We start from the raw sequence: 19,943 nt of genomic DNA on the forward strand, positions 1-19,943 counted from the left end.
CCCCCCCCCCCCCCCCCCCCCCCCCCCCCCCCCCCCCCCCCCCCCCCGCGCGCCCGCCCCCCCCCCCCCCCCCCCCCCCCCCCCCGGCGCCGGTCGCTACACCGGCGGCGGATTGCGGTCGGTGAAGGTGGTGCGCTGGTGCCAGTAAGGATAGGGCAATGTCACCTTGCTTGCCGCGTCGAGCTTTGCAATCTGGTCCTGGGTCAATGACCAGCCGACCGCGCCGAGATTTTCGCGCAGCTGCGTCTCGTTGCGCGCGCCGATGATCAGCGTCGAGACGGTCGGACGCTGCAGCAGCCAGTTCAGTGCGATCTGGGAGACGCTCTTGCCGGTTTCCTTGGCGACCTCGTCGATCGCATCGACGACGCGGTAGACGTGCTCGTCCGGCACGGGTGGACCGAACTCGGCCGTCTTGGGCAGGCGGCTTACGTCAGGCTTTGGCTGGCCGCGGCGGATCTTTCCGGTGAGGCGTCCCCACCCGAGCGGCGACCAGACCACTGCGCCGAGGCCCTGGTCGAGGCCGAGCGGCATCAGCTCCCATTCGTAGTCGCGCCCGATCAGTGAATAATAGGTCTGGTTGGCGACGTAACGCGGGAAGCCATGCTTGTCGGCAACGCCAAGCGATTTCATCAGGTGCCAGCCCGAAAAGTTCGACACGCCGACGTAGCGGATCTTGCCGGCGCGCACGAGCACGTCGAGCGTCGCGAGCACCTCCTCAGGAGGGGTGAAGGCGTCGAAGCCGTGAAGCTGGAACAGGTCGATGTAATCGGTGCCGAGCCGGCTCAGCGAAGCATCGATGGCTGTGAGCAGATGCTGTCGCGACGACCCAATGTCGTTGGAGCCGTCGCCGAAGCGGAACGTCGCCTTGGTCGAGACCAAAACCTTGTCGCGGCGGCCCTTGATGGCCTCGCCGAGAACGCGCTCGGATTCGCCGAGCGAATAGACGTTCGCGGTATCGAACATCGACACGCCGGCATCGAGGCAGATATCCAGAAGGCGCCGCGCTTCGGTCGCGTCAGTCGCGCCCCACGCGGCGAGGCGTCCCACGCCGCCGAAGGTGCCGGTCCCAAGACTCAAGGCGGGCACCATGAGGCCCGAGCGGCCCAAGCGTCGGTATTCCATCGATTTGCTCCTCGGCTGGCCGCTGATTGATCCCCGCGACCTCTGTGCAGGATGGTAAAGCAAGCGTGCGCAGTGTCCTACGCCGCGCTCACATACCGGCCTTGCTGGGAAACGGCCTAGTCGTGCAGACGCATGTCATCGAATGCTGCGTCAGTCACGCGCGGGCCGGCCGCCGTTGTCGGAAGCCGAGCCGCGCCCCTCGGTGCAGGAGAGGCCACACAGGCGGCTTCTCCATCGCCCGGCTGCCGCGGCAGAAGCGTCAGGCCCCAGCCCACCGCGACCAGCACCGCGAGCCGGATCGCGATCACGCCGAGCAAGACCTCTGATCCGCTTATGGTGGCGTTGGTTCTCATGTGCAGAGCCTGATCCCGGCGGCAGCACCTGACAATCTGGAATTCACGAGCACGGCCTTCGCCTGAAGCGAAGGCTCGGGCCATTGGCTGCACGGACGTCAATGCCGCAACTGGCTCTGCCGGAAGTCGCGCGGTGACATGCCGAAATGCTCGCGGAAGACGCGGCCGAAATGCGAGAGGTCGTTGAAGCCCCAGGCGAAGGCGATCTCGCTGATGTGGCGGTGAGCGAGCACGGGGGAGGCGAGGTCGCGCCTGCATTGAGCGAGGCGCTCACCGAGGACATAGCGCTGGAACGAGGTGTCCTCGTCGGCAAGGAGATCGTTGACATAGCGGGACGAGATGCCGAGTGCCGCCGCGGTCTCGGACAGTGAGAGATCGGGATCGGCAAGATGAGCCCGGATATGCGCCTTCAATCGGTAGAGCAGGGCGGAGCGATGCGTCGAGGACGGCAGCGGTGTCTTGCCCAGCCGCTCGCCCAGTGCCATCGCCAGGACATCGACGGCCTGTTCCGACAGAGCGGCGGCGTGGTGCGGATCGATCTGATCCGCGCTCTGGCAGAGCCGGTAGATGAAATCGTAGGCGATCCGCTGCAGTGGCGAGTCCGGTCCGAAAGCGCTGGCGGTTAGGGTTTCAGTCGCACCGAGCCGGCGCTGCAGCATCTCGCGCGGCACCTTGAAGATGGTCTGCGTGAAGGTGCCGTCGAATTTCAGCTCGTAGGGCCGGGTGGTGTCATAGAGCGCAAACTCTCCCGGATGCACCACCGCCTCGCGCCCGTCCTGCACCACGGCGCCGGCGCCGCGATTGCCGAGCGCGATCAGGATGAAATCCTGATCCGAGCGCGCGATGCGCGACGGCGTGCGCAACACGTGCTGACGGTCGGAGCAGACCTCGGAGCATTCCGCCTTGCCCAGTGACGCCCGGGTGACCGAACCGCGAAAGGCGCTGCCAAGATCGGACTTGCAGTCGAGCCCGACGAAGACGTCGCAGACGATATCCTGCCAAAGCGCAAGCCGACGGTGGCCTGGGCTGTCGTCCGTGGTGAACTGGATTGGCATCTGCAGAGCCTCCCTTTCACATCCCGCAACATCGCGCGTTGGCGTAGGTCCCGCCTGGCCGGAGGCAAATCCCGTACCGGGCCGGCGATCCCGTCCGGTCGAGTTTTTGTTCCGCCGCGGTCGAGCGCCCGCCGCCCGGCTTGGTCAAATAGACTGCATCGGACCTGGCTTCCGATCAACCGGCAAGGGAGGCGGGAATGGGCATCGAACATCCGAAATACAAGGTCGCGGTGGTGCAGGCGGCGCCCGCCTGGCTCGATCTCGACGCCTCGATCGACAAGTCGATCGCCCTGATCAGGGACGCCGCCGAGAAGGGCGCCAAGCTGATCGCCTTTCCGGAAGCCTTCATCCCCGGCTACCCTTGGCACATCTGGATGGATTCGCCGGCCTGGGCCATCGGCCGCGGCTTCGTGCAGCGCTATTTCGACAATTCGCTGTCCTATGACAGTTCGCAGGCCGAGCGGCTGCGCGACGCCGTGCGCAAGGCCAAGCTCACTGCCGTGCTCGGCCTGTCCGAGCGCGACGGCGGCAGTCTTTATCTGGCGCAATGGCTGATCGGGCCCGATGGCGAGACCATCGCAAAGCGCCGCAAGCTGCGGCCGACCCATGCCGAGCGCACGGTGTATGGCGAGGGCGACGGCAGCGATCTCGCCGTGCATGCGCGGTCCGACATCGGCCGTATCGGCGCACTGTGCTGCTGGGAGCATCTCCAGCCGCTGTCGAAATACGCGATGTACGCCCAGAACGAGCAGGTCCATGTCGCGGCCTGGCCTAGCTTTTCGCTCTACGATCCCTTTGCGCCAGCACTCGGCGCCGAAGTGAATAACGCCGCCTCGCGGGTCTATGCGGTGGAGGGCTCCTGCTTCGTGCTCGCGCCATGCGCGACGGTCTCGCAAGCGATGATCGACGAGCTGTGTGACCGGCCGGACAAGCACGCGCTGCTGCATGCCGGCGGTGGCTTCGCTGCGATCTACGGTCCCGATGGCAGCCAGATTGGCGACAAGCTCGCGCCGGACCAGGAGGGCCTCTTGATTGCCGAGATCGATCTTGGCGCTATCGGCGTCGCCAAGAATGCCGCTGATCCAGCTGGGCACTATTCGCGCCCTGACGTGACCCGGCTCCTGCTCAACAAGAAGCGATACCAGCGCGTCGAGCAGTTTGCGCTGCCGGTCGACACCGTCGAGCCCACGGATATTGCCGCGGCGGCGAGCTGATCGCCGGAATCAAGGGGAGGCACGCCTATGGAATCCGCAATTCCTCTGCATCTCGAGACCCCGCGCACGCGCCACAAGCGCGTGCCGGACGATTACCAGCCGCCGTACCCGTCCTTCGTGGCGCGCTATAAGCCTGCCGTGAACCGCGTCGTGATGGCGTATTTCGGCCTGCAATATCGCGATACGGCGCCGGCGGCTGCAACGGATAGGCTCGCCGAAATCGCGGCGCGGTTTGCCGCGGAGGGTGGGCCCACGCATTGGGACCGCGCGCAATATGCTGATCAGGCCGGCTACGAGAACGTCGTCTCGGTGGCCTATTGGGACGACATCGCTCGCTTCGACAAATGGTTTGCACCGGCGCGCGAGGCCTGGACCGGAACGCAGCGCGAGGGCATCGGCACTTTCATCGAGGTGCTGCGCCCCATTGTGGCGCGGCACGAGACGCTGTTTTCCTCGCTCGGCCGGCCCGAGGGCGTCGCCGCTATCGCCGGCGGCATGAGCGGCGAGGTGCAGGAGCACGCCTATTGGGGCGGCATGCGCGACCGCATCCCGCTGTCGCAGACCGATCCAATGTCGCCGGGCGGCAATCCCGAATTGATCCGTGACGGCGCGCGGCTACGCGTGCAGGCGCACGACAATCTCTGCCTGATCCGATCAGGCCAGGATTGGAGCGATACCGAGTCGTCCGAGCGAAAGCTCTATCTCGACGACGTCGAACCGGTGTTGCGCGAGGGCATGGATTTCCTGCGCGATGACGGCCTCGGCATCGGCTGTTACGCCAACCGTTACATGCGCGTGCTTGCAGCCAACGGGGACGCGAGTGAAAAGTCCTATGGTCAAAGCTGGTGGAAGAGCCTGGCGGCGCTGGAACGGTGGGCGGAATCGCATCCGACCCACGTCAGGATATTCGGCGCCGCGATGAAGTACCTGTCCACGCTCGGCCCCTCGGCAAGACTGCGGCTCTACCACGAGGTCACCGTGGCGGCTGCCGACGAGCAGTTCTTCGAATATCTGAACTGTCATGCCAAGACCGGCATGCTGGCGGCGGTGGAGACCGTCGCCGCTTGATAGAGTTAGATCACGCAGTGACCGAGCAGCTCGGGATGCGCCGCGCAGATGTGATGCGCGCCGGCGTCCCGCAGCTCGGTCTCGCTGCCGTAGCCATAGAGCACGCCGATCGCGGTCATGCCGTTGGTGCGGGCGCCGACCACGTCATGGCTGCGGTCGCCGATCATGATCGCGCTGGCGGGATCGACTTTGGCTTCGTCGAGCGCGTAGCGCAGCAGGTCGCGCTTGTCGACGCGGGTGCCGTCGAGTTCAGAGCCGAACACGCGCTCGAAATACGGCTTCAGGCCAAAATGCTCGACGATGCGGCTGGCGTAGACCGCCGGCTTGCTGGTCGCCACGAACATGCGCGGTGTTGTCGCGGCAAGCGTTGTCAGTGTGTCCATGATGCCGGCATAGGCCTCGTTCTCGAACAGGCCGACATCGCTGAAGCGCTCGCGATAGAGCAGCAGCGCCCGGTCGGCAAGTTCCGCGCTGCCCGTGAGCTTTTGCAGGCTGGCATGCAGCGGCGGCCCGATGCACCAGGTCAGCTCGTCTTCGCTCGGCACCGCGACGTTGAGCCGCTCCAGGGCGTACTGGATCGAGCGCGTGATTCCGGGCTTCGGGTTGGTCAGCGTGCCGTCGAGATCGAAATAGATCGTAACCATCAGGGTGGCACCGGCGTTGATATCGTCGCCTGTTGCTAGTTGGCTGGGTCCTCAAGTCAAGAGGGGATGCTTCATTGTTGCCGAGCCCATTCGACGATCGCGGCGGCGTCGGTGCCGGCCCGTGCCTCCCAAGCCGTGATCGCAGGCGTTGCCGCCTTTCGGAGCGTGGCGACGAGAGACGGCGGCGCCGGCTCGGCGATATGGACGCCATTGTCCCGCATGCGCGCATAGTTCTCGATGGTGCGGTGGGTCAGTAGCGCGAGCTGGCTCTGCTCTGTCTCGGCCGCCGCGGCCAGCACCTCGCGCTGCATCGGTTCGGATAATTCGGCAAAGGCGTCGCTGCGGATGAAGGCGATCGAGATCGGCATCGCGTAGTTGATGGCCGTGAAATGCGGCAGGAAGTCCCACAGCTTGCGCCCTGCGCCGCCGTCGCCGGAGGTGAGGAAGGCATTCAGGCGGTGTTCCCTCAATCCGCCGAGCGCCGCATCCATCGGCAGGAATTGCGCGTTGGCGCCGGCCGCGCGCATGACGTCGGTCGAATTGGCATCGTAGGTGCGCAAGTTCAGCTTGGGCAAATCGTCGGCGCCTTCGAGCGCATGGTCCGACCACAGGCCCGTGGCCGGCCAGATCGTCACATAGAGCAGCTTGAGGCCGCGCGCCGCGAGCGCCTTCTCGTAGAGAGGGCGCGCCCGCAGATTGGCGGCGCGGGCGAGATCCACCGATTGCACCAGGAAGGGCAGGGTGGACAATCCGAGCACAGGGTCGAGGCCCGAGAGTGCGCCCGCGAAGGCATCGCCGCCCACGATCCGGCCGTCCAGCGCCGCGCGCGGCATCTCGCCCGAGTTGATCTTGAGCTGATTGTCGAAGGCGTTCGTCACGGTCACGAAACCGTGGGTACGGTCGGAGACGCGGGTGGCGAAGGTCGTGAGTCCAATCCCGGAGATGTTATTCTCGGGGTATTCCGTGGTCATCCGCCAAGTGGCTTGAGATGTGACTTGAGACGTCACCTGCGCCGCGGCCGGCGCGACGCTCAGGATGAATGCGGCGAGGACAAGGATCGCGCGGATCCGTTTGGCGGGGTAACGCATTGGGAGAAGCAGGTCAGGCAGCATATATTGGCAACTCGTCGAACCATGGCACGATGCCACAACATGGCAGATCACACTGTCGCATGCCGCGCCGAGGCGCGCCACCGTCATGCCTGCACAGGATGGGTGCAGATTGCGATGTTCATCATCCCCGCGCTGCTCGTCCCGGCGACACAGGCCGCGGCGTGGAACAGTTCGCCCGCCAAGACCGATGTCGCCGTCCCCAGCGTCGAAGAGCTCGCGATGCCGCCGGCGAAGCCCGCGGATGCGCGCGAGAGCGACACGCGGGAATCGATCTGCCTGATCGTCGAGGCCGCAGCGCGCGATGCCAATCTGCCGCTGGAGTTCTTCGCCCGCGTGATCTGGCAGGAGAGCCGCTTCCAGGCCGATGCGGTGGGACCCATGACGCGCAGCGGCGAACACGCGCAGGGGATCGCGCAATTCATGCCGGGCACCGCGAGCGAGCGCGGGCTGCTCAATCCCTTCAATCCGGTGCAGGCGCTGCCGAAGTCGGCGGAATTCCTGAACGAGCTGCGCAAGCAGTTCGGCAATCTCGGCCTGGCGGCGGCCGCCTACAATGCCGGGCCGCGCCGCGTGCAGGAATGGCTCGCCGGCACCGGCGGCATGCCGGAGCAGACCCGCAATTACGTTCTTGCCATCACTGGCACGAGCGTCGATGCGTGGGCCAAGGCAGGCGCAACCGGCAAGGGGCCGCCGAGCGCGCCGCCGACGAGCTGCCGCGATCTGATGGCGCTTTTGAAGCGCGCGCCAAATGCTTTCGTCGCCGAGCTCGAGCAGCATGTGGAGCTTGCGGCCGCAAAGATCTGGGGCGTGCAGCTCGCCGCCGGCTTCGACCGCAACCGGGCGCTGGCGATGTATTCCCGCGCGGTCACGCGGCTGAGCGCCGTGATCGGCGATCGTGATCCGAGCCTGCTCAGCTCGGTGATGCGCAGCCGCGGCACGCGCGCCTTCTACCAGGTGCGCATCGGCGCCGATACGCGGAGCGAGGCGGATGAACTCTGCGGTCGCATCCGCAAGGCTGGCGGGGCGTGCTTCGTGCTGAAGAACCGCGGCGTGAGCGGGTAGGGTATCTGTCCCAGCGTGCATGCCAGCCCCGCCGCGTGCTTCCTTGACGCGAGGCGCCGCATTGCCCGTTATGCGGGCACGATTCCTCATCCGGCCAAGACTCCCGTGGCGCTTCCTCCGCTCGATTCACCTCAATGGCAAAGTCCCTGGCGCGCCTTTGCGTGGGGGCTGCGCTCGATCACGCAGACGATCCTCACCCTCGTCCTGTTCGCAACCTATCTCGGCATTGGCGCGCTTGCCCACGATACCCATTTCAGCCTGCTCTGGGCGCTCTGCTCGACGCTGTTCGTCTGGGCGGGGCCGGCGCAGATCATCCTGATCACCACGCTCGGCTCAGGCGCGACCATCATCCAGTCGGCGATCGCAGTCACCGTCAGCGCCGTGCGCCTGTTTCCGATGGTGGTCTCGGTGTTGCCGCTGATGCGCACGCCGACGACGAAGCGGCGCGAGCTGTTCTTCGCGGCGCATCTCACTGCAGTGACACTGTGGGTCGAATGCCATCGCTTCCTGCCGCAGGTGCCGCGTGAACGCCGGATCGCCTTCGTCAACGGACTTGGCTTCGGTCTCGTTTCGGTGTGTCTCACCGCCAACACGGTCGGCTATTTCCTTGCTGCCAATCTGACCCAGACGCTTGGCGCGGCGATCCTGTTGCTGACGCCGCTGTCCTTCCTGTTCTCGACCGCACGCAACAGCCGCGAGGTCGCCGACGTCGTCGCGCTCGCGCTGGGGGTTCTGCTCTATCCATTGGCCGCGAAGATGAACTCCGGCCTCGACATCCTCGTCAGCGGCCTCGTGGCTGGCACGATTGCCTATGGCGTACATTGGTGGCGGGAGGTGCGCGCATGAGCTTTGCGCAGCTCATTGGCGACTGGCACGCGCTGGCGGTGCTGTTCGTCGCCGGCGTTGTTCCCAACCAGATTTGGCGCATGCTCGGCCTGTGGTTTGGCGGCGGCATCGACGAGGGCTCCGAGCTTCTGGTCTGGGTACGGGCGGTCGCCACCGCGATCCTGGCCGGCGTCATCGCCCAGATCGTGGTCGAGCCGCCCGGGGCGCTTGCGAGCGTGCCGGATGCCTTGCGCTACGGTGCGGTCGGCGCCGGCCTCGTCGTCTTCCTATTGACCCGCCGCTCGATCTTCGCGGGCGTGGTCGCGGGCGAAGTCTTCATGCTGGCCGGCAAGTGGTGGTTGGGCTAAAACCACCGGCGAACAGCAGGGAATTGGAAATATGGTTCGCGAAAACGAGCTCCGCGAGGGGGAAGTCTCCATCGAGCTGCCGCCGACGCAGGATGCCGGCCTCGTCTTCATCGGGCGCATCCGCACGCCCTGGAGCTCGCGGATGGAGACCCCACGCCAGGGCCGGCATGACGGCCCGATATGCCGCCTCGAGATCTTCGAGCCGTTCGTGCCGGCGATCAAGGGTGTCGATTTCTACGGCAATCTCGAAGTGCTCTACTGGCTCGACAAGTCGCGCCGCGACATTGTCCTGCAAAGCCCGAAGAACAACGAGAAGACCCGCGGCACGTTTTCGCTGCGCTCGCCGGTGCGCCCCAATCCGATCGGCACGTCGATCGTGAAGCTGGTCGGTATCGAGGGCAACGCGATTCTGGTGCGAGGGCTCGATTGTCTCGACAACACGCCGCTGATCGACATCAAGCCGGATCGTTGCGAGTTCACGCCGCTGGCTGCGCCGCAGCCGGGGGATTTCCAGACGGAGTGAATTTTCTCGGTCATTCCGGGGCGTGCCGTAGGCACGAGCCCGGAATCCATCGGGCAGCAGAGAAGGCCGTGAAATGGATTCCGGGCTCGCGACTTCGTCGCGCCCCGGAATGACGATTAGCTCTTCAACGTCGCGATCAGCTTGGTCGCGTTCTCTTCCAGCACCTTGACGTCTTCCTTGCGGCTGGCGGGCGGAAGCATCGCCACGCCGTCGTGGCGCGGCATCACGTGCATGTGGAGATGAAACACCACCTGTCCGCCGGCGGCCTCGTTGAACTGCTGCACGGTGATGCCGTCGGCCTTGAATGCCGTCATCGCTGCGGCAGCGATCCTGTGCGCGCCGCGGGCGACATGGGCGTAGTCGTCAGGCTTGATGTCGAGGATGTTGCGGGCAGGGGCTTTTGGAATCACCAGGGTGTGGCCCGGTACCCGCGGCATGATATCCAGGAAGGCGAGCACGTGCTCATCCTCGTAAACCTTGTGGCAGGAGAATTCACCGCGCAGGATCTTCGCGAAAATGTTGTCGGGGTCATAGGCGGTCATGGCGGCGGCTCCTCGAAACTTTGCGCTTACTGTCACCAGCCGCAGCGAACCGTCAAGGCGCCTCGTCGACGCCTTTGCGGAACGGGCCGAGCCCGGCCAACTCCCGTCCGGCTTCCGCGACATAGGCGCGTTCGCGCTTGAGGTAATCGTCGATGGCGCGGCGCAAGCCCGGATCGGCGATGAAGTGAGCGGAGTGGGTGGTTCGCGGCAGGTAGCCGCGTGCGATCTTGTGCTCGCCCTGCGCACCGGCTTCGACGTTCGTTAGCCCGCGTTTGATGGCGAAGTCGATCGCCTGATAATAGCAGACCTCGAAATGCAGGAAGGGATGATGCTCGACCGCACCCCAGTTGCGCCCGAACAGCGTGTCCGAGCCGATGAAGTTGATCGCGCCCGCGATCCAGCGATCGTTGCGGCGTGCCATGACCAGCAGCACGTCCTGGCTCATGGTCTCGCCGATCAGCGAAAAGAATTCGCGCGTCAGATAAGGCCGGCCCCATTTGCGCGAGCCGGTCTCCATGTAGAATTGAAAGAAGGCGTCCCAGGCATCTTCGGTGATGTCCTTGCCCGTGAGGCAGTGGATGGTGATCCCGGCCGCCAGCGCATCGCGTCGTTCGCGCTTGATCGATTTGCGGTGGCGGGAGTTTAGCGTCGCCAGGAAATCGTCGAAACTCGCAAAACCCTCGTTGTGCCAGTGGAACTGCTGGTCGGTGCGCTGGAGGAAGCCGTGCTCGGCCAGCAGCTTCCACTCCGCCTCGCGGGCGAAGGTGACGTGGACCGAGGAAGCCTTGCTGACGCCGCACAGCGCCACCAGCCCGCTGGCCAGTGCCTCCGTGATGCGCGCGTGGTCGACGCCGTCGCGGACCAGCAGCCGCGGTCCCGTGGCCGGCGTGAAGGGAACCGAAACCTGCAGCTTCGGATAATAGCGCCCGCCTGCGCGCTCATAGGCGTCGGCCCAGCCGCGGTCGAAGACATATTCGCCTTGCGAGTGCGATTTCAGATAGCAGGGCACGACACCGGCGACGTGGCCGTCGATCTTGGCCACGAGATGCCGCGGGCCCCAGCCGGTGCGGATTGTTGCCGAACCCGATTTCTCAACGGCCGATAAAAACGCGTGGGAGACGAAGGGGTTATAGGCAGGCTTTGAGAGGCCGGGGGAATCGCCTGGAAGCCCGGACGAGGTTTCCTTGCCACGCCCGTTAGAAAGCTTGCCGGGATGGGCGCAGGCGTCCCAGTCGTCCGGCGATACTTCGCCAATGGAAGGTACGGCCTCAAGGGTGATTTCGGATGGTGCCATCATGCCCAAGATCGTGCATTGCAGCAGCGACTTCAAGAGTGGGAAACATCAAGCCTACGGCACGAAGCCCTCGAAGATCATCTGGTCCGCATGTTGCGCGACCCGCGTACGTTGCTCGGTCGTACGTACGGTCCAGCCGAGCAGAGCGCAGCCGAACAAATTGCGGGCGATCCAGGGGGCCGGGGCGGGCAGGTCGTCGACCCTGAAGGCGACGAAATGCGGCTGGGTCTGGAAGCCGTGGCGCAGGTACAGCATGCTGTCGCGCTGCTCCTGGGTCAGGTAAGCCCAGTATTCGTCCTCATAGCTCCGCTGCGCGACGATGCCGCGCGGGCGGGAGGGCAGCAGCTCGGCCAGCGCCAGCACCTGGTCCGGGTCGAAGGACATGCCGACGGCAGGTCCGTCATAGGACGCCAGCACCTCGGCCATCCGCTTCACCAGCTTGCGGTCGCGGTCAAAATGGCTCTTGACCTCGATCACCAGCGGCACGTGGCCGGCGACCAGGCCGCAGAGGTCGCTGAGCGACATCATCCGCTCGGCCGTGTCCTTGAACGTGAGCGCCTTCAGCTCGGCGGCGGTTTTCTCGACCAGCGGCCCGGTAGCTTCGGTGAGGCGGCCCAGCGCATGGTCGTGATGCACCATGGCCTCGCCGTCGGCGGAGAGCTGGATGTCGACCTCGATCGAGAAATTGCCAGCAATCGCAGCCTGTACCGCGCCCGGCATGTTCTCGACAATGCCGCGGGAAATATCGTGCAGGCCGCGGTGGGCGACCGGGCGGGCTGTCAGCCAGTCAGGAGCGCGCATTCGCCTCAGGCGACCTCGAACACGCCTTCGACCTCGACCGCCGCATCCGCGGGCAGCGAGGCGACGCCTACCGTGGTGCGGGCATGGCGGCCCTTGTCACCGAAGGCTGCGACCATCAGGTCGGAGGCGCCGTTGAGGACCTTCGGCCCGTCCAGGAAGTCCGGCGCCGAGTTGATGAAGCCGCCGAGGCGCACCACGCGCACGACCTTGTCGAGGTCGCCGAGCGCCGCCTTGACCTGGGCCAGCAGGTTGACGGCGCAGCCGCGGGCGGCCGCCGCGCCGTCTTCGATGGTCACGCCGGCGCCGAGCTTGCCCTTGGCGATCAGCTTGCCGGCGGGATCAAAGCAAACCTGGCCGGAGACGAACAGCAGGTTACCGGTGCGTACGAACGGGACGTAATTGGCCACGGGGGTGGGGGCTTCGTGCAGCTTGATGCCCTGTTCCGCCAGCTTGTGCTCGACCGTGCCCGCCATGTCCGACCTCGTTGTCCAAAAATCCATCCGCCCGGGCGCATCCCTTGCAGCACGGGCGGGCTCTGTTTCGCCCATCATGCCGCCACATGCAAGCAACCGTCGGGGGTGGCAATTTGTTGAGGCAAGGCAGGAGGTTCAACGCAAGGGCCGCAACTTTACGTGAAACGGCCTCAGTTGCGACGCAATGGAACGTTCATTAAAATGTCGAATCTGCGCTTTCCCCAGGGACCAGACATGCTGCACCTTTTCCGGACTTCGCTCGGTGTGACGGCGCTTGCGGCGGCCGCTCTCGGCCCCGGAGGCGGGGCACTGGCCGCGAACGGTCCGTTCCTCGCGCATCAGGCGCTCTATGATTTGAGCCTGGTGAAATCGCGCTCCAATTCGATCAACAGCGCGCGCGGCCGCATCCTCTACAATTTCACCGGAAGTTCGTGCGAGGGCTACACCTCCGAATTCCGCCAGGTGTCCGAGCTCGACAGTGGCGAGGGCAAGGTCACGCTCAGCGACCTCCGCTCCAATTCCTGGGAGGACGCCGGCGGCAAAAGCTACCGCTTCAAGATCGAGACGCGGATGAACGAGGCGGATGCCGGCCGGGTCGACGGCTCGGCGGAGCGCGACGGCGACCACATCAATGTCAAGCTGAAGCTGCCGGCGCCGAAGAGTTTCACGCTCGACGGCAAGATCGTGTTTCCGACCGAACAGATACAGCGCATCATTGCCGCCGCGAAGGAGGGCAAGTCGCTGCTCGAGCTCTCCGTCTATGACGGCTCCGACGATGGCCAGAAGGTCTACAACACGCTGACCGTGATCGGCCAGCCGATCCCGGCCGAGCGCGAAGGTTCGCCCGATCCCTCAACGTCCGATGAGCACATGAAGTCGCTCAAGCGCTGGCCCGTCACCGTCAGCTATTTCGACCGCGAGGCCCAGCGGAAGGAAGGCGAGCAGACGCCGGTCTACGCGATGGCATTCGAGCTCTACGAGAACGGTGTCTCGCGCCAGCTTGTGCTCGATTACAATGATTTTGTGATTTCGGGCGCGATGGGCAAGTTCGACGCGAAGGACAGCAAGCCCTGCAATTGAGGGCTGGTCTGCAACGCGGTCTCTGGCTACGCTCCCTCCCAAACGCAAACAACCGGGAGGCTCATCATGCCCAAGCTCGATCATCTCCGCCCCAGCGGCCTGCATCACAATCCCGCCTATTCGCATGTCGTCACCGCCACCGGTGCGCGGACGATCTACATCTCCGGCCAGGTGTCGGTGGACGAGGAAGGGCGGATCGTCGGCGAGGGCGACATCGCCGCGCAAACCACGCAGGTGATGCAGAATCTCGGGCACGCGCTGAAAGCAGCCGGCGCGAGCTACGCCAACATCGTGAAGATCACGACCTTCGTGGTGAACTACAAGCCGGAGCTGCGCCCGATCATTGGCAAGGCCCGCTCGGCCTTCTTCGAAGGCATGGAGCCGCCGGCCTCGACGCTCGTCGGCGTCTCGGCGCTCGCCGCGCCGGAATGGATGATCGAGATCGAGGCGGTGGCGGTCGCGGATTGAGATCTTTCCCGTAGCCCGGATTGCGCTGCGCTCTATCCGGGCTACGAGTGCGTAGCCTCGGACATCTCCTGCAGAAGAACCATCGCGTCGTTTGCGCTGTCAGCCGGCACAAACAGATGATCGTGGTGAAACGCCGAAACGGCGTTCACACTGATGCCGGCTGCGGCGAGACGTGCCGTGATCGCCGCCAGAAAGCCCACCGCATCGAGTGCGGAGTGAACCGTCAGGGTGATCAGGCACGATGCGAATGCGTACCGTAGTCCCGCCGCTTCGGCCTGTTCGCGTGGGATCACGAGCGTCGTTCCTTCCTGCTCGCGGAACGTCAGCAAAGGGCTGAGCGCCGCGGGAATCGACTGGTCTGTCGCGATCGTGCAGAACACGAAGATGCCCGGCCGCATCTCCGGCTTCATGTGTCTCAGCAGTGCGTCGACGTCGCGTTCGCCTGTCATCACTCCTGCGCCTTTTCCGGCCCCTCATACGCGATACCGCGAATCACTGCGGCGCTGCCGAATTTCTTGCGCAAGCTGTCGACCGCCCGCTCGGCGTGGGCGGCACGGCGGTCGAGCATGTCGGTGTCGTCGGCGACTGAACCCTCGCGCAATGCGCTGACGCCGGCGCCCATCAGGCGGAAGGCGGTGCCGTCGATCTCCTTGGCCAGCATCTCGCGGCAGATCGAGAAGATCTTTGCGGCAAGCTGCGTCGGCGCCGTGATCGACTGCGAGCGAGTGCGCTGGCGGAAATCGGCGGTCTTCAGCTTCAGCGTAACGGTCGAGCCGGCGAGCTCGCTGCTCTTGAGGCGAGACGACGTCTTCTCGCACAGCCGCCACAGGATCTTCTCCAGCGTGGCGAAGTCGCGGATGTCGGTCTCGAACGTCGTCTCGCTCGAAATCGTCTTGGCGCCCCGATCTGGCTCGACGCGGCGGTCGTCGATGCCGCGCGCCAGCCGCCACAGCCTGCGGCCGTCGCTCGGAAACTGCCGCATCATCTCGATCTCGTCGGCCTTTTGCAGGTCGGCGATGATGCGGAAGCCGCGTTGCACCAGACGCTCCTGTGTCGCGGGTCCAACGCCGAAAATGAAACCGACCGGCTTGTCGGCCAGCATCTCGCGCGCTTCCTCCTGGTCGAGCGCGGCAAACCCGCGGGGCTTGTCGAGGTCGGAGGCGATCTTGGCCAGGAACTTGTTGCAGGAGAGGCCGACCGAGACGCTGATGCCGATGTCGCGCTCGATGTTACGTGCGAACCGCGCCAGCACCTTGGCCGGGATCATGCCGTGCACCCGCTCGGTGCCGGAGAGATCGAGGAACGCCTCGTCAATCGAAAGCGGCTCGACCAGTGGCGTCAGCGCCTGCATGGCCTGGCGCACCTCGCGCCCGACCCGAACATATTTCGCCATGTTCGGCGGGATCACGGCCGCATGCGGGCAGGCTTCCAACGCCTTGTACATCGGCATGGCCGAGCGCACGCCGTAGGTGCGCGCGATGTAGCAGGCGGCCGACACCACGCCGCGCTTGCCCCCGCCGATGATGACCGGCTTGTCGGCGATTTCGGGATTGTCGCGCTTTTCGACGGTCGCGTAGAAGGCGTCGCAGTCGATATGGGCGATGGTCAGGCTTGCCAGCGCGCGGTGGCGGGCGAGGCGGGGGGAACCGCAGGCGGAACAGCGCCGCACGCCGATATCCAGATCGGCCGAACAATCCCGGCAGAAGCAACGGGGCCCGGCCGTCTCCAGGGAGGTCACGGCACGTCGCGCTCCCAATGGGAGTCGCCGAGCGCGTCGCCGAGAACCTGCCGCGCTGCGGCAACATTGGTCGGATGCAGTTCCGCGGACGAGGCAAAGGCCTTCACGGTGGCGTCATCGCGCATCACGAAATCGAGCACGCTCAGCAGGAAATTGGGATCCGAGGCGGCATTGCGCAGCATCTCCGGGCCGACCCCTGTCTCGGCCAGGAACAGGCCCAGCCGCTCCGGCTCGCCCGCGACGAAAGACAGCGCCTGAAGCGCAACGATTTCAGCGACTTCGCGGGGGTTGTGAACAGGCTTTTTCACGTGGCCGGTTTGCCTTTCCGTTAACTTTCGGTGTCTACTTTGGGCCACCATGCCCGAGTCTCGTTCGTAAGTCTTGCGACCCCCGACAAGCAACTGGAAACCACATCGCAGAAAGTCGGCCCTCGGGTTTAACGAAACTCAAGCGAATTCGAGGCTAGTTTGAATCCAGTTTTCGAAGCGCCGGCGACCGGCGCCTGAGGCGTCACATGCATCGGTCTGCGGACCAATCAGGAGGGCGGGATGGCTAAGACCGTCCTGATCGTGGAAGACAACGAGCTCAACATGAAGCTCTTCCGCGACCTGTTGGAGGCGCACGGCTACCAGACCACCGGCACCAGCAACGGCTACGAGGCGCTCGACCTCGTTCGCAAGATGCGGCCCGACCTCGTGCTGATGGATATCCAATTGCCGCAGGTCTCGGGCCTGGAGGTGACGCGCTGGATCAAGGACGATCCGGAGCTGCGCAGCATTCCCGTCGTCGCCGTTACCGCATTCGCGATGAAGGGCGACGAAGAGCGCATCCGCGAGGGCGGCTGCGAGGCCTATTTATCCAAGCCGATCTCGGTCGGCAAATTCATTGAGACGGTCCGACGTTTCATCGGATAGGAAGTGAGTTCACAGTGTCCGCGCGTATTCTCGTCGTCGATGACGTCCCTGCCAACGTCAAGCTGCTCGAAGCCCGCCTGTCCGCCGAGTATTTCGACGTGATGACCGCCGCGAACGGCACCGAGGCGCTGGCGATCTGCGCCCGCGCCGAATGCGACATCATCCTGCTCGACGTCATGATGCCGGACATGGACGGTTTCGAGGTCTGCCGCCGCCTCAAGACCAATCCGGCCACGCACCACATTCCCGTCGTGATGGTCACCGCGCTCGACAGCCCGGCTGACCGCAACCGCGGGCTGGAAGCCGGCGCCGACGATTTCCTGACAAAACCCGTCTCCGATGTCGTGCTGATCGCGCGCGTGCGCTCGCTGACCCGGCTGAAGATGATGACCGATGAGCTGCGCATGCGCGCCATCACCTCGCTCGAGATCGGCATGCAGGCGCCCGAGCGCAGTGCAATCTCCGACACCGGCAAGGGCGGCCGCATCCTGCTGGTCGACGATCGTCAGTCCTCCTATGAGCGGCTGGCGACGATCCTCGCCGCCGAGCACACCATCGATGTCGAGCCGAACCCGACGGAGGCGCTGTTCCACGCCGCCGAGGGCAATTACGATCTGCTGATCGTCTCGCTCGACCTCAACAATTTCGACGGCCTCAGGCTATGCAGCCAGGCGCGGTCGCTGGAACGCACGCGGCATGTGCCGATCCTGGCGATCGCCGACCCCGAGAACGCGACGCGCCTGCTGCGTGGGCTCGAGATCGGCGTCAACGACTATCTGCTGCGTCCCATCGACAAGATCGAGCTGCTGGCGCGTGCCCGCACCCAGATCCGCCGCCGCCGCTACACCGACCATCTGCGCGACAACGTGCAGAACTCGATCGAGATGGCGATCACGGATGCGCTCACCGGGCTGCACAATCGCCGCTACATGGAGAGCCATCTCGCGACGCTGGCCGAGCAGGCCGCGACCCGCGGCAAGCCGCTGGCGCTGATGATCCTGGACATCGACTACTTCAAGTCGATCAACGACAATTACGGCCACGACGCCGGCGACGACGTGCTGCGCGAATTCGCCGTGCGGGTGCGCAAGTCGATCCGCGGCATTGACCTTGCCTGCCGCTACGGCGGCGAGGAGTTCGTCATCGTGATGCCGGAGACCGATCTCCACGTCGCCGGCATGGTCGCCGAGCGCCTGCGCCGTTCGATCGCCGGCGAGCCCTTTGCGATCCACAAGGGCACCAAGCGCATCGAGGTCACGATCTCGATCGGCCTGACCACGCTGGAGCAGAAGGGCGAGGCGGTTGGCGATGTCCTCAAGCGCGCCGACACCGCGCTGTATCGCGCCAAGCACGACGGCCGCAATCGCGTGGTCTCTCACGCGGCGTGAGGCCGCTCGCAGAGCCCGGCGCAAAAAAAAAACGCGAAAACAACCCCATGCACAGTAGCCGACGCTAGTCGGATCAATGGCTTACGTCGGCCGCAAACGGGTCGATGCAGACAGCAACGCCGTTTGACTCGTCGGGCAAAACAGGAGCATCTTGCTAGCCTCCCGAACATCCCACGAACTCCGCTGTCATCGCGCAGGCGAGGAGCGGCACGCCACGGCGGACCAGCCGGCGTCCACCCTTCAAGTCAGGGAGGATACGGCTCCGACCATTCTGCCTTGGCCAGGGCCGCGCCCGTGCTGGACTTTGCGATGACTTCGTAAGTGTACAGGCCGGAATTGCAGGGGCCCCAGGTTCGTAAGCTCTCCGGCTTCACGATGTTGTCTGAGGGAAACGGGATCTCCTGGCCGCCCATCTCGTAGTTCTTCTCTCTGCGAAACTTGACGACGATCGTGCGTGTGCCGGGCGGCACACTTTTCAACTTGATTTCGGGATTTGGGAAGACGGTGGTGCAGGGCCGCGGAGGTCCAAACGTGAATTGGATCTTCATATCGTCAGCCCAGGCCGGATTGCAGATGATCAGAAACGAAAATGATAGCAATGACGAAAGTCTAATCATGGGCACGCCCCAAAAAGAAATCAGTGTATCGGCAGGGTCGCCTGATGCCAAGTTTACCCGTTTCTCGCTCTCGCAGCCCTCTTCGGGACATCACAAAAAAGGCCCGCCGTAGCGGGCCCTGTGGAGATGGCGAAAGTCCGGGTCACTTCTGATCGACGTTGCTGGTCCCCGAACCGGGCGTACCGATCGGCAAGCCGTTCGCCGCATGTCCGACGCCAACGCCCGGCGCACTGACCGCTCCTGGAGTTTGATCCTGCGGAAGCGTCTTGACTCCGGTTCTTGCTTGCTCCGCGGGACTCATCTGGCCCTTGTTGTCGCTGTTGGCACCGTTGGTGGCCGTGATGCCGGACCTGTCGGTCCCGTTCGGCGTGCCCGTCTGTGTCGACCCGGACGCGGTGTTGCCCGCGCCCGAGCTGCTCGGTGCGGCCGGTGCACTCGCGGTGTTGCCGTTCGGCGTCGGGGGCTGAACGTTCGGGTTGGTTGGAGAGTTGTTCGTGTGAGCGCCGGTTGAGGTTCCGTTTGTGCCCATGCCGGATGGCGCCGAGGAGCCTCCATTGGCGGCGCCAGACGTGCCAGTGCCTGCGCCTGAGCTCGCGGATGATCCGGACGCGCCGCCGCTCGCGGCCGCGCCACCCGCGCCTCCACCGGCACCACCACCGCCACCTCCTCCTTGTGCGAGGACGGGCGCGGCAACAGCGAAGGACAGTGCGGCTGTAAGAAGAAGCGATTTTCGATTCATGACCTTCTCCGGGTGTAAAGAAGATCAACGACGCCGAAATGACGATGGTTCCTTTCGGTTCGGTCATTGAGGGGGATCAGTCGGTCAGGGGCTTATGTCCGACATATATGGTTGGCAATTTGGATTGAAGCTTTGGGTCTGTGACAACCGCGCTCTCTGGCCCTGCGTGATATTCCACCACGCCAACGCCAGCTTTTGCGAAAGCCTTGGTGATCGGATGCCCCGCGAATTCGTCAGCCGAAGTGACTTCGGGAAAATAGAGGTGGATGCCTGAGAAGTTCTGGCTGGGCGCGCTGGTAAGAGCGTATTCCCGGGTCGGATCAAGAAGTCCAGCGTTGTGCAAGGTGTGAACCAATTGATAGGTCAATCGGCTGGGCTCGTCTTCATCCCGCCCAACAACGAGGTATTTTCCGCCTATACTCTTCAGCTCGGTTGCCAAGGTTTCCAACTGATCGTCCGTAAACTGGCGTGGAGCCCGCTTTGCTCGCTCGTCCTCCAAATCCCGGCGGAGCGCGAGGTTGAGTGTTCGAGCTTAGCAGCACT

The 19,943-nt window shown here is 64.8% G+C and carries 25 protein-coding genes; 11 read left to right on the forward strand and 14 right to left on the reverse strand.

The genetic code is table 11. The annotated features are described in order from the left end of the window. Positions 1-96: 96 nt before the first annotated feature. The 3 genes from AC0L21_RS06670 to AC0L21_RS06680 form a co-directional block, all read right to left on the reverse strand. The gene (locus AC0L21_RS06670) at positions 97-1,122 is read right to left on the reverse strand and encodes an aldo/keto reductase (RefSeq protein WP_473259494.1); all 1,026 of its coding nucleotides are present in this window, start codon (positions 1,120-1,122) and stop codon (positions 97-99) included. A 116-nt stretch (positions 1,123-1,238) separates the two neighbouring features. Next, positions 1,239-1,475, reverse strand: a complete 237-nt coding sequence (locus tag AC0L21_RS06675) for a hypothetical protein (protein ID WP_473259496.1) — start codon at positions 1,473-1,475, stop codon at positions 1,239-1,241. 98 nt (positions 1,476-1,573) lie between these two features. Then, positions 1,574-2,530: an AraC-like ligand-binding domain-containing protein gene (locus AC0L21_RS06680; RefSeq protein WP_473259498.1), complete on the reverse strand. Its 957-nt coding sequence runs from the start codon at positions 2,528-2,530 to the stop codon at positions 1,574-1,576. Between the two features lie 197 nt (positions 2,531-2,727). Between AC0L21_RS06680 and AC0L21_RS06685 the strand changes: the two genes are divergently transcribed. Continuing rightward, on the forward strand, positions 2,728-3,744 hold the full coding sequence (locus AC0L21_RS06685) for a carbon-nitrogen hydrolase family protein (RefSeq protein ID WP_473259500.1): 1,017 nt from the start codon (positions 2,728-2,730) through the stop codon (positions 3,742-3,744). A 27-nt stretch (positions 3,745-3,771) separates the two neighbouring features. Beyond that, entirely contained in the window at positions 3,772-4,812 is a 1,041-nt protein-coding gene (locus tag AC0L21_RS06690) for a phenylacetaldoxime dehydratase family protein (RefSeq protein ID WP_473259502.1), read from the forward strand. A gap of 5 nt (positions 4,813-4,817) precedes the next feature. Here the strand turns inward: AC0L21_RS06690 and AC0L21_RS06695 are convergent, their stop codons facing one another. Continuing rightward, entirely contained in the window at positions 4,818-5,456 is a 639-nt protein-coding gene (locus AC0L21_RS06695) for an HAD family hydrolase (RefSeq protein ID WP_473259505.1), read from the reverse strand. 71 nt (positions 5,457-5,527) lie between these two features. Continuing rightward, positions 5,528-6,568 (reverse strand): TRAP transporter substrate-binding protein, encoded by a 1,041-nt coding sequence (locus tag AC0L21_RS06700; RefSeq protein ID WP_473259507.1) that lies wholly within the window; start codon positions 6,566-6,568, stop codon positions 5,528-5,530. Positions 6,569-6,682: 114 nt separating this feature from the next. On the opposite strand from AC0L21_RS06700, the gene AC0L21_RS06705 reads away from it, so the two are divergent. The 4 genes from AC0L21_RS06705 to tsaA all read left to right on the forward strand — a co-directional run bounded on the left by AC0L21_RS06705 (position 6,683) and on the right by tsaA (position 9,346). Beyond that, a complete protein-coding gene (locus AC0L21_RS06705; protein WP_473260081.1) occupies positions 6,683-7,630 on the forward strand; it encodes a transglycosylase SLT domain-containing protein in 948 nt (315 codons plus the stop codon). Positions 7,631-7,735: 105 nt separating this feature from the next. Next, positions 7,736-8,476: an AzlC family ABC transporter permease gene (locus AC0L21_RS06710; protein WP_247819249.1), complete on the forward strand. Its 741-nt coding sequence runs from the start codon at positions 7,736-7,738 to the stop codon at positions 8,474-8,476. Next, complete coding sequence (locus AC0L21_RS06715) at positions 8,473-8,823, forward strand: AzlD domain-containing protein (protein ID WP_007603256.1); 351 nt, start codon at positions 8,473-8,475, stop codon at positions 8,821-8,823. The genes AC0L21_RS06710 and AC0L21_RS06715 overlap by 4 nt, the downstream gene beginning before the upstream one ends. Positions 8,824-8,854: 31 nt before the next feature. Then, the gene (gene tsaA, locus AC0L21_RS06720) at positions 8,855-9,346 is read left to right on the forward strand and encodes a tRNA (N6-threonylcarbamoyladenosine(37)-N6)-methyltransferase TrmO (protein WP_473259510.1); all 492 of its coding nucleotides are present in this window, start codon (positions 8,855-8,857) and stop codon (positions 9,344-9,346) included. Between the two features lie 116 nt (positions 9,347-9,462). On the opposite strand, the gene AC0L21_RS06725 is transcribed toward tsaA, so the two are convergent. From AC0L21_RS06725 to AC0L21_RS06740, 4 genes are read right to left on the reverse strand one after another with little or no spacing between them, the layout of a single operon-like run. After that, positions 9,463-9,888, reverse strand: a complete 426-nt coding sequence (locus AC0L21_RS06725) for an HIT family protein (protein WP_473259512.1) — start codon at positions 9,886-9,888, stop codon at positions 9,463-9,465. Between the two features lie 52 nt (positions 9,889-9,940). Further along, positions 9,941-11,182: a GNAT family N-acetyltransferase gene (locus tag AC0L21_RS06730; RefSeq protein WP_473260083.1), complete on the reverse strand. Its 1,242-nt coding sequence runs from the start codon at positions 11,180-11,182 to the stop codon at positions 9,941-9,943. 54 nt (positions 11,183-11,236) lie between these two features. Beyond that, the gene (locus AC0L21_RS06735; protein WP_473259514.1) at positions 11,237-11,983 is read right to left on the reverse strand and encodes a glycerophosphodiester phosphodiesterase; all 747 of its coding nucleotides are present in this window, start codon (positions 11,981-11,983) and stop codon (positions 11,237-11,239) included. Between the two features lie 5 nt (positions 11,984-11,988). Then, positions 11,989-12,456, reverse strand: coding sequence for a RidA family protein (locus AC0L21_RS06740; RefSeq protein ID WP_473259516.1), 468 nt, complete (start codon positions 12,454-12,456; stop codon positions 11,989-11,991). A 234-nt stretch (positions 12,457-12,690) separates the two neighbouring features. Here AC0L21_RS06740 and AC0L21_RS06745 point away from each other — a divergent pair, with 234 nt between their 5' ends. Together AC0L21_RS06745 and AC0L21_RS06750 are read left to right on the forward strand one after the other, a co-directional pair. Continuing rightward, positions 12,691-13,536 carry a cell envelope integrity EipB family protein gene (locus AC0L21_RS06745; RefSeq protein WP_473259518.1) on the forward strand — a complete coding sequence of 282 codons (846 nt, stop codon included), beginning with the start codon at positions 12,691-12,693 and terminating at the stop codon, positions 13,534-13,536. 66 nt (positions 13,537-13,602) lie between these two features. Beyond that, on the forward strand, positions 13,603-14,004 hold the full coding sequence (locus tag AC0L21_RS06750) for a RidA family protein (RefSeq protein WP_085351382.1): 402 nt from the start codon (positions 13,603-13,605) through the stop codon (positions 14,002-14,004). Positions 14,005-14,045: 41 nt separating this feature from the next. Here AC0L21_RS06750 and AC0L21_RS06755 read toward each other — a convergent pair whose 3' ends face one another. From AC0L21_RS06755 to AC0L21_RS06765, 3 genes are read right to left on the reverse strand one after another with little or no spacing between them, the layout of a single operon-like run. Beyond that, positions 14,046-14,453 carry an ACT domain-containing protein gene (locus AC0L21_RS06755; protein WP_473259520.1) on the reverse strand — a complete coding sequence of 136 codons (408 nt, stop codon included), beginning with the start codon at positions 14,451-14,453 and terminating at the stop codon, positions 14,046-14,048. Continuing rightward, complete coding sequence (locus AC0L21_RS06760) at positions 14,453-15,742, reverse strand: DNA polymerase IV (protein ID WP_473259521.1); 1,290 nt, start codon at positions 15,740-15,742, stop codon at positions 14,453-14,455. Before AC0L21_RS06760 ends, AC0L21_RS06755 begins: the two co-directional genes overlap by 1 nt. Next, the gene (locus tag AC0L21_RS06765) at positions 15,739-16,050 is read right to left on the reverse strand and encodes a DUF3572 domain-containing protein (protein ID WP_473260085.1); all 312 of its coding nucleotides are present in this window, start codon (positions 16,048-16,050) and stop codon (positions 15,739-15,741) included. The genes AC0L21_RS06760 and AC0L21_RS06765 overlap by 4 nt, the downstream gene beginning before the upstream one ends. Before the next feature lie 240 nt (positions 16,051-16,290). Here AC0L21_RS06765 and AC0L21_RS06770 point away from each other — a divergent pair, with 240 nt between their 5' ends. Together AC0L21_RS06770 and AC0L21_RS06775 are read left to right on the forward strand one after the other, a co-directional pair. Beyond that, positions 16,291-16,656, forward strand: a complete 366-nt coding sequence (locus AC0L21_RS06770; RefSeq protein ID WP_007603272.1) for a response regulator — start codon at positions 16,291-16,293, stop codon at positions 16,654-16,656. Between the two features lie 14 nt (positions 16,657-16,670). Further along, entirely contained in the window at positions 16,671-18,044 is a 1,374-nt protein-coding gene (locus tag AC0L21_RS06775) for a PleD family two-component system response regulator (RefSeq protein ID WP_473259527.1), read from the forward strand. A gap of 245 nt (positions 18,045-18,289) precedes the next feature. On the opposite strand, the gene AC0L21_RS06780 is transcribed toward AC0L21_RS06775, so the two are convergent. Then, the gene (locus tag AC0L21_RS06780; RefSeq protein WP_473259529.1) at positions 18,290-18,712 is read right to left on the reverse strand and encodes a hypothetical protein; all 423 of its coding nucleotides are present in this window, start codon (positions 18,710-18,712) and stop codon (positions 18,290-18,292) included. Between the two features lie 257 nt (positions 18,713-18,969). Here AC0L21_RS06780 and AC0L21_RS06785 point away from each other — a divergent pair, with 257 nt between their 5' ends. Next, positions 18,970-19,128 carry a hypothetical protein gene (locus AC0L21_RS06785; RefSeq protein ID WP_473259531.1) on the forward strand — a complete coding sequence of 53 codons (159 nt, stop codon included), beginning with the start codon at positions 18,970-18,972 and terminating at the stop codon, positions 19,126-19,128. 348 nt (positions 19,129-19,476) lie between these two features. Here the strand turns inward: AC0L21_RS06785 and AC0L21_RS06790 are convergent, their stop codons facing one another. Beyond that, a complete protein-coding gene (locus tag AC0L21_RS06790) occupies positions 19,477-19,848 on the reverse strand; it encodes a hypothetical protein (RefSeq protein WP_473259533.1) in 372 nt (123 codons plus the stop codon). Positions 19,849-19,943: the final 95 nt, after the last annotated feature.

The sequence above is a fragment of the Bradyrhizobium sp. WSM4873 genome (assembly GCF_055811355.1).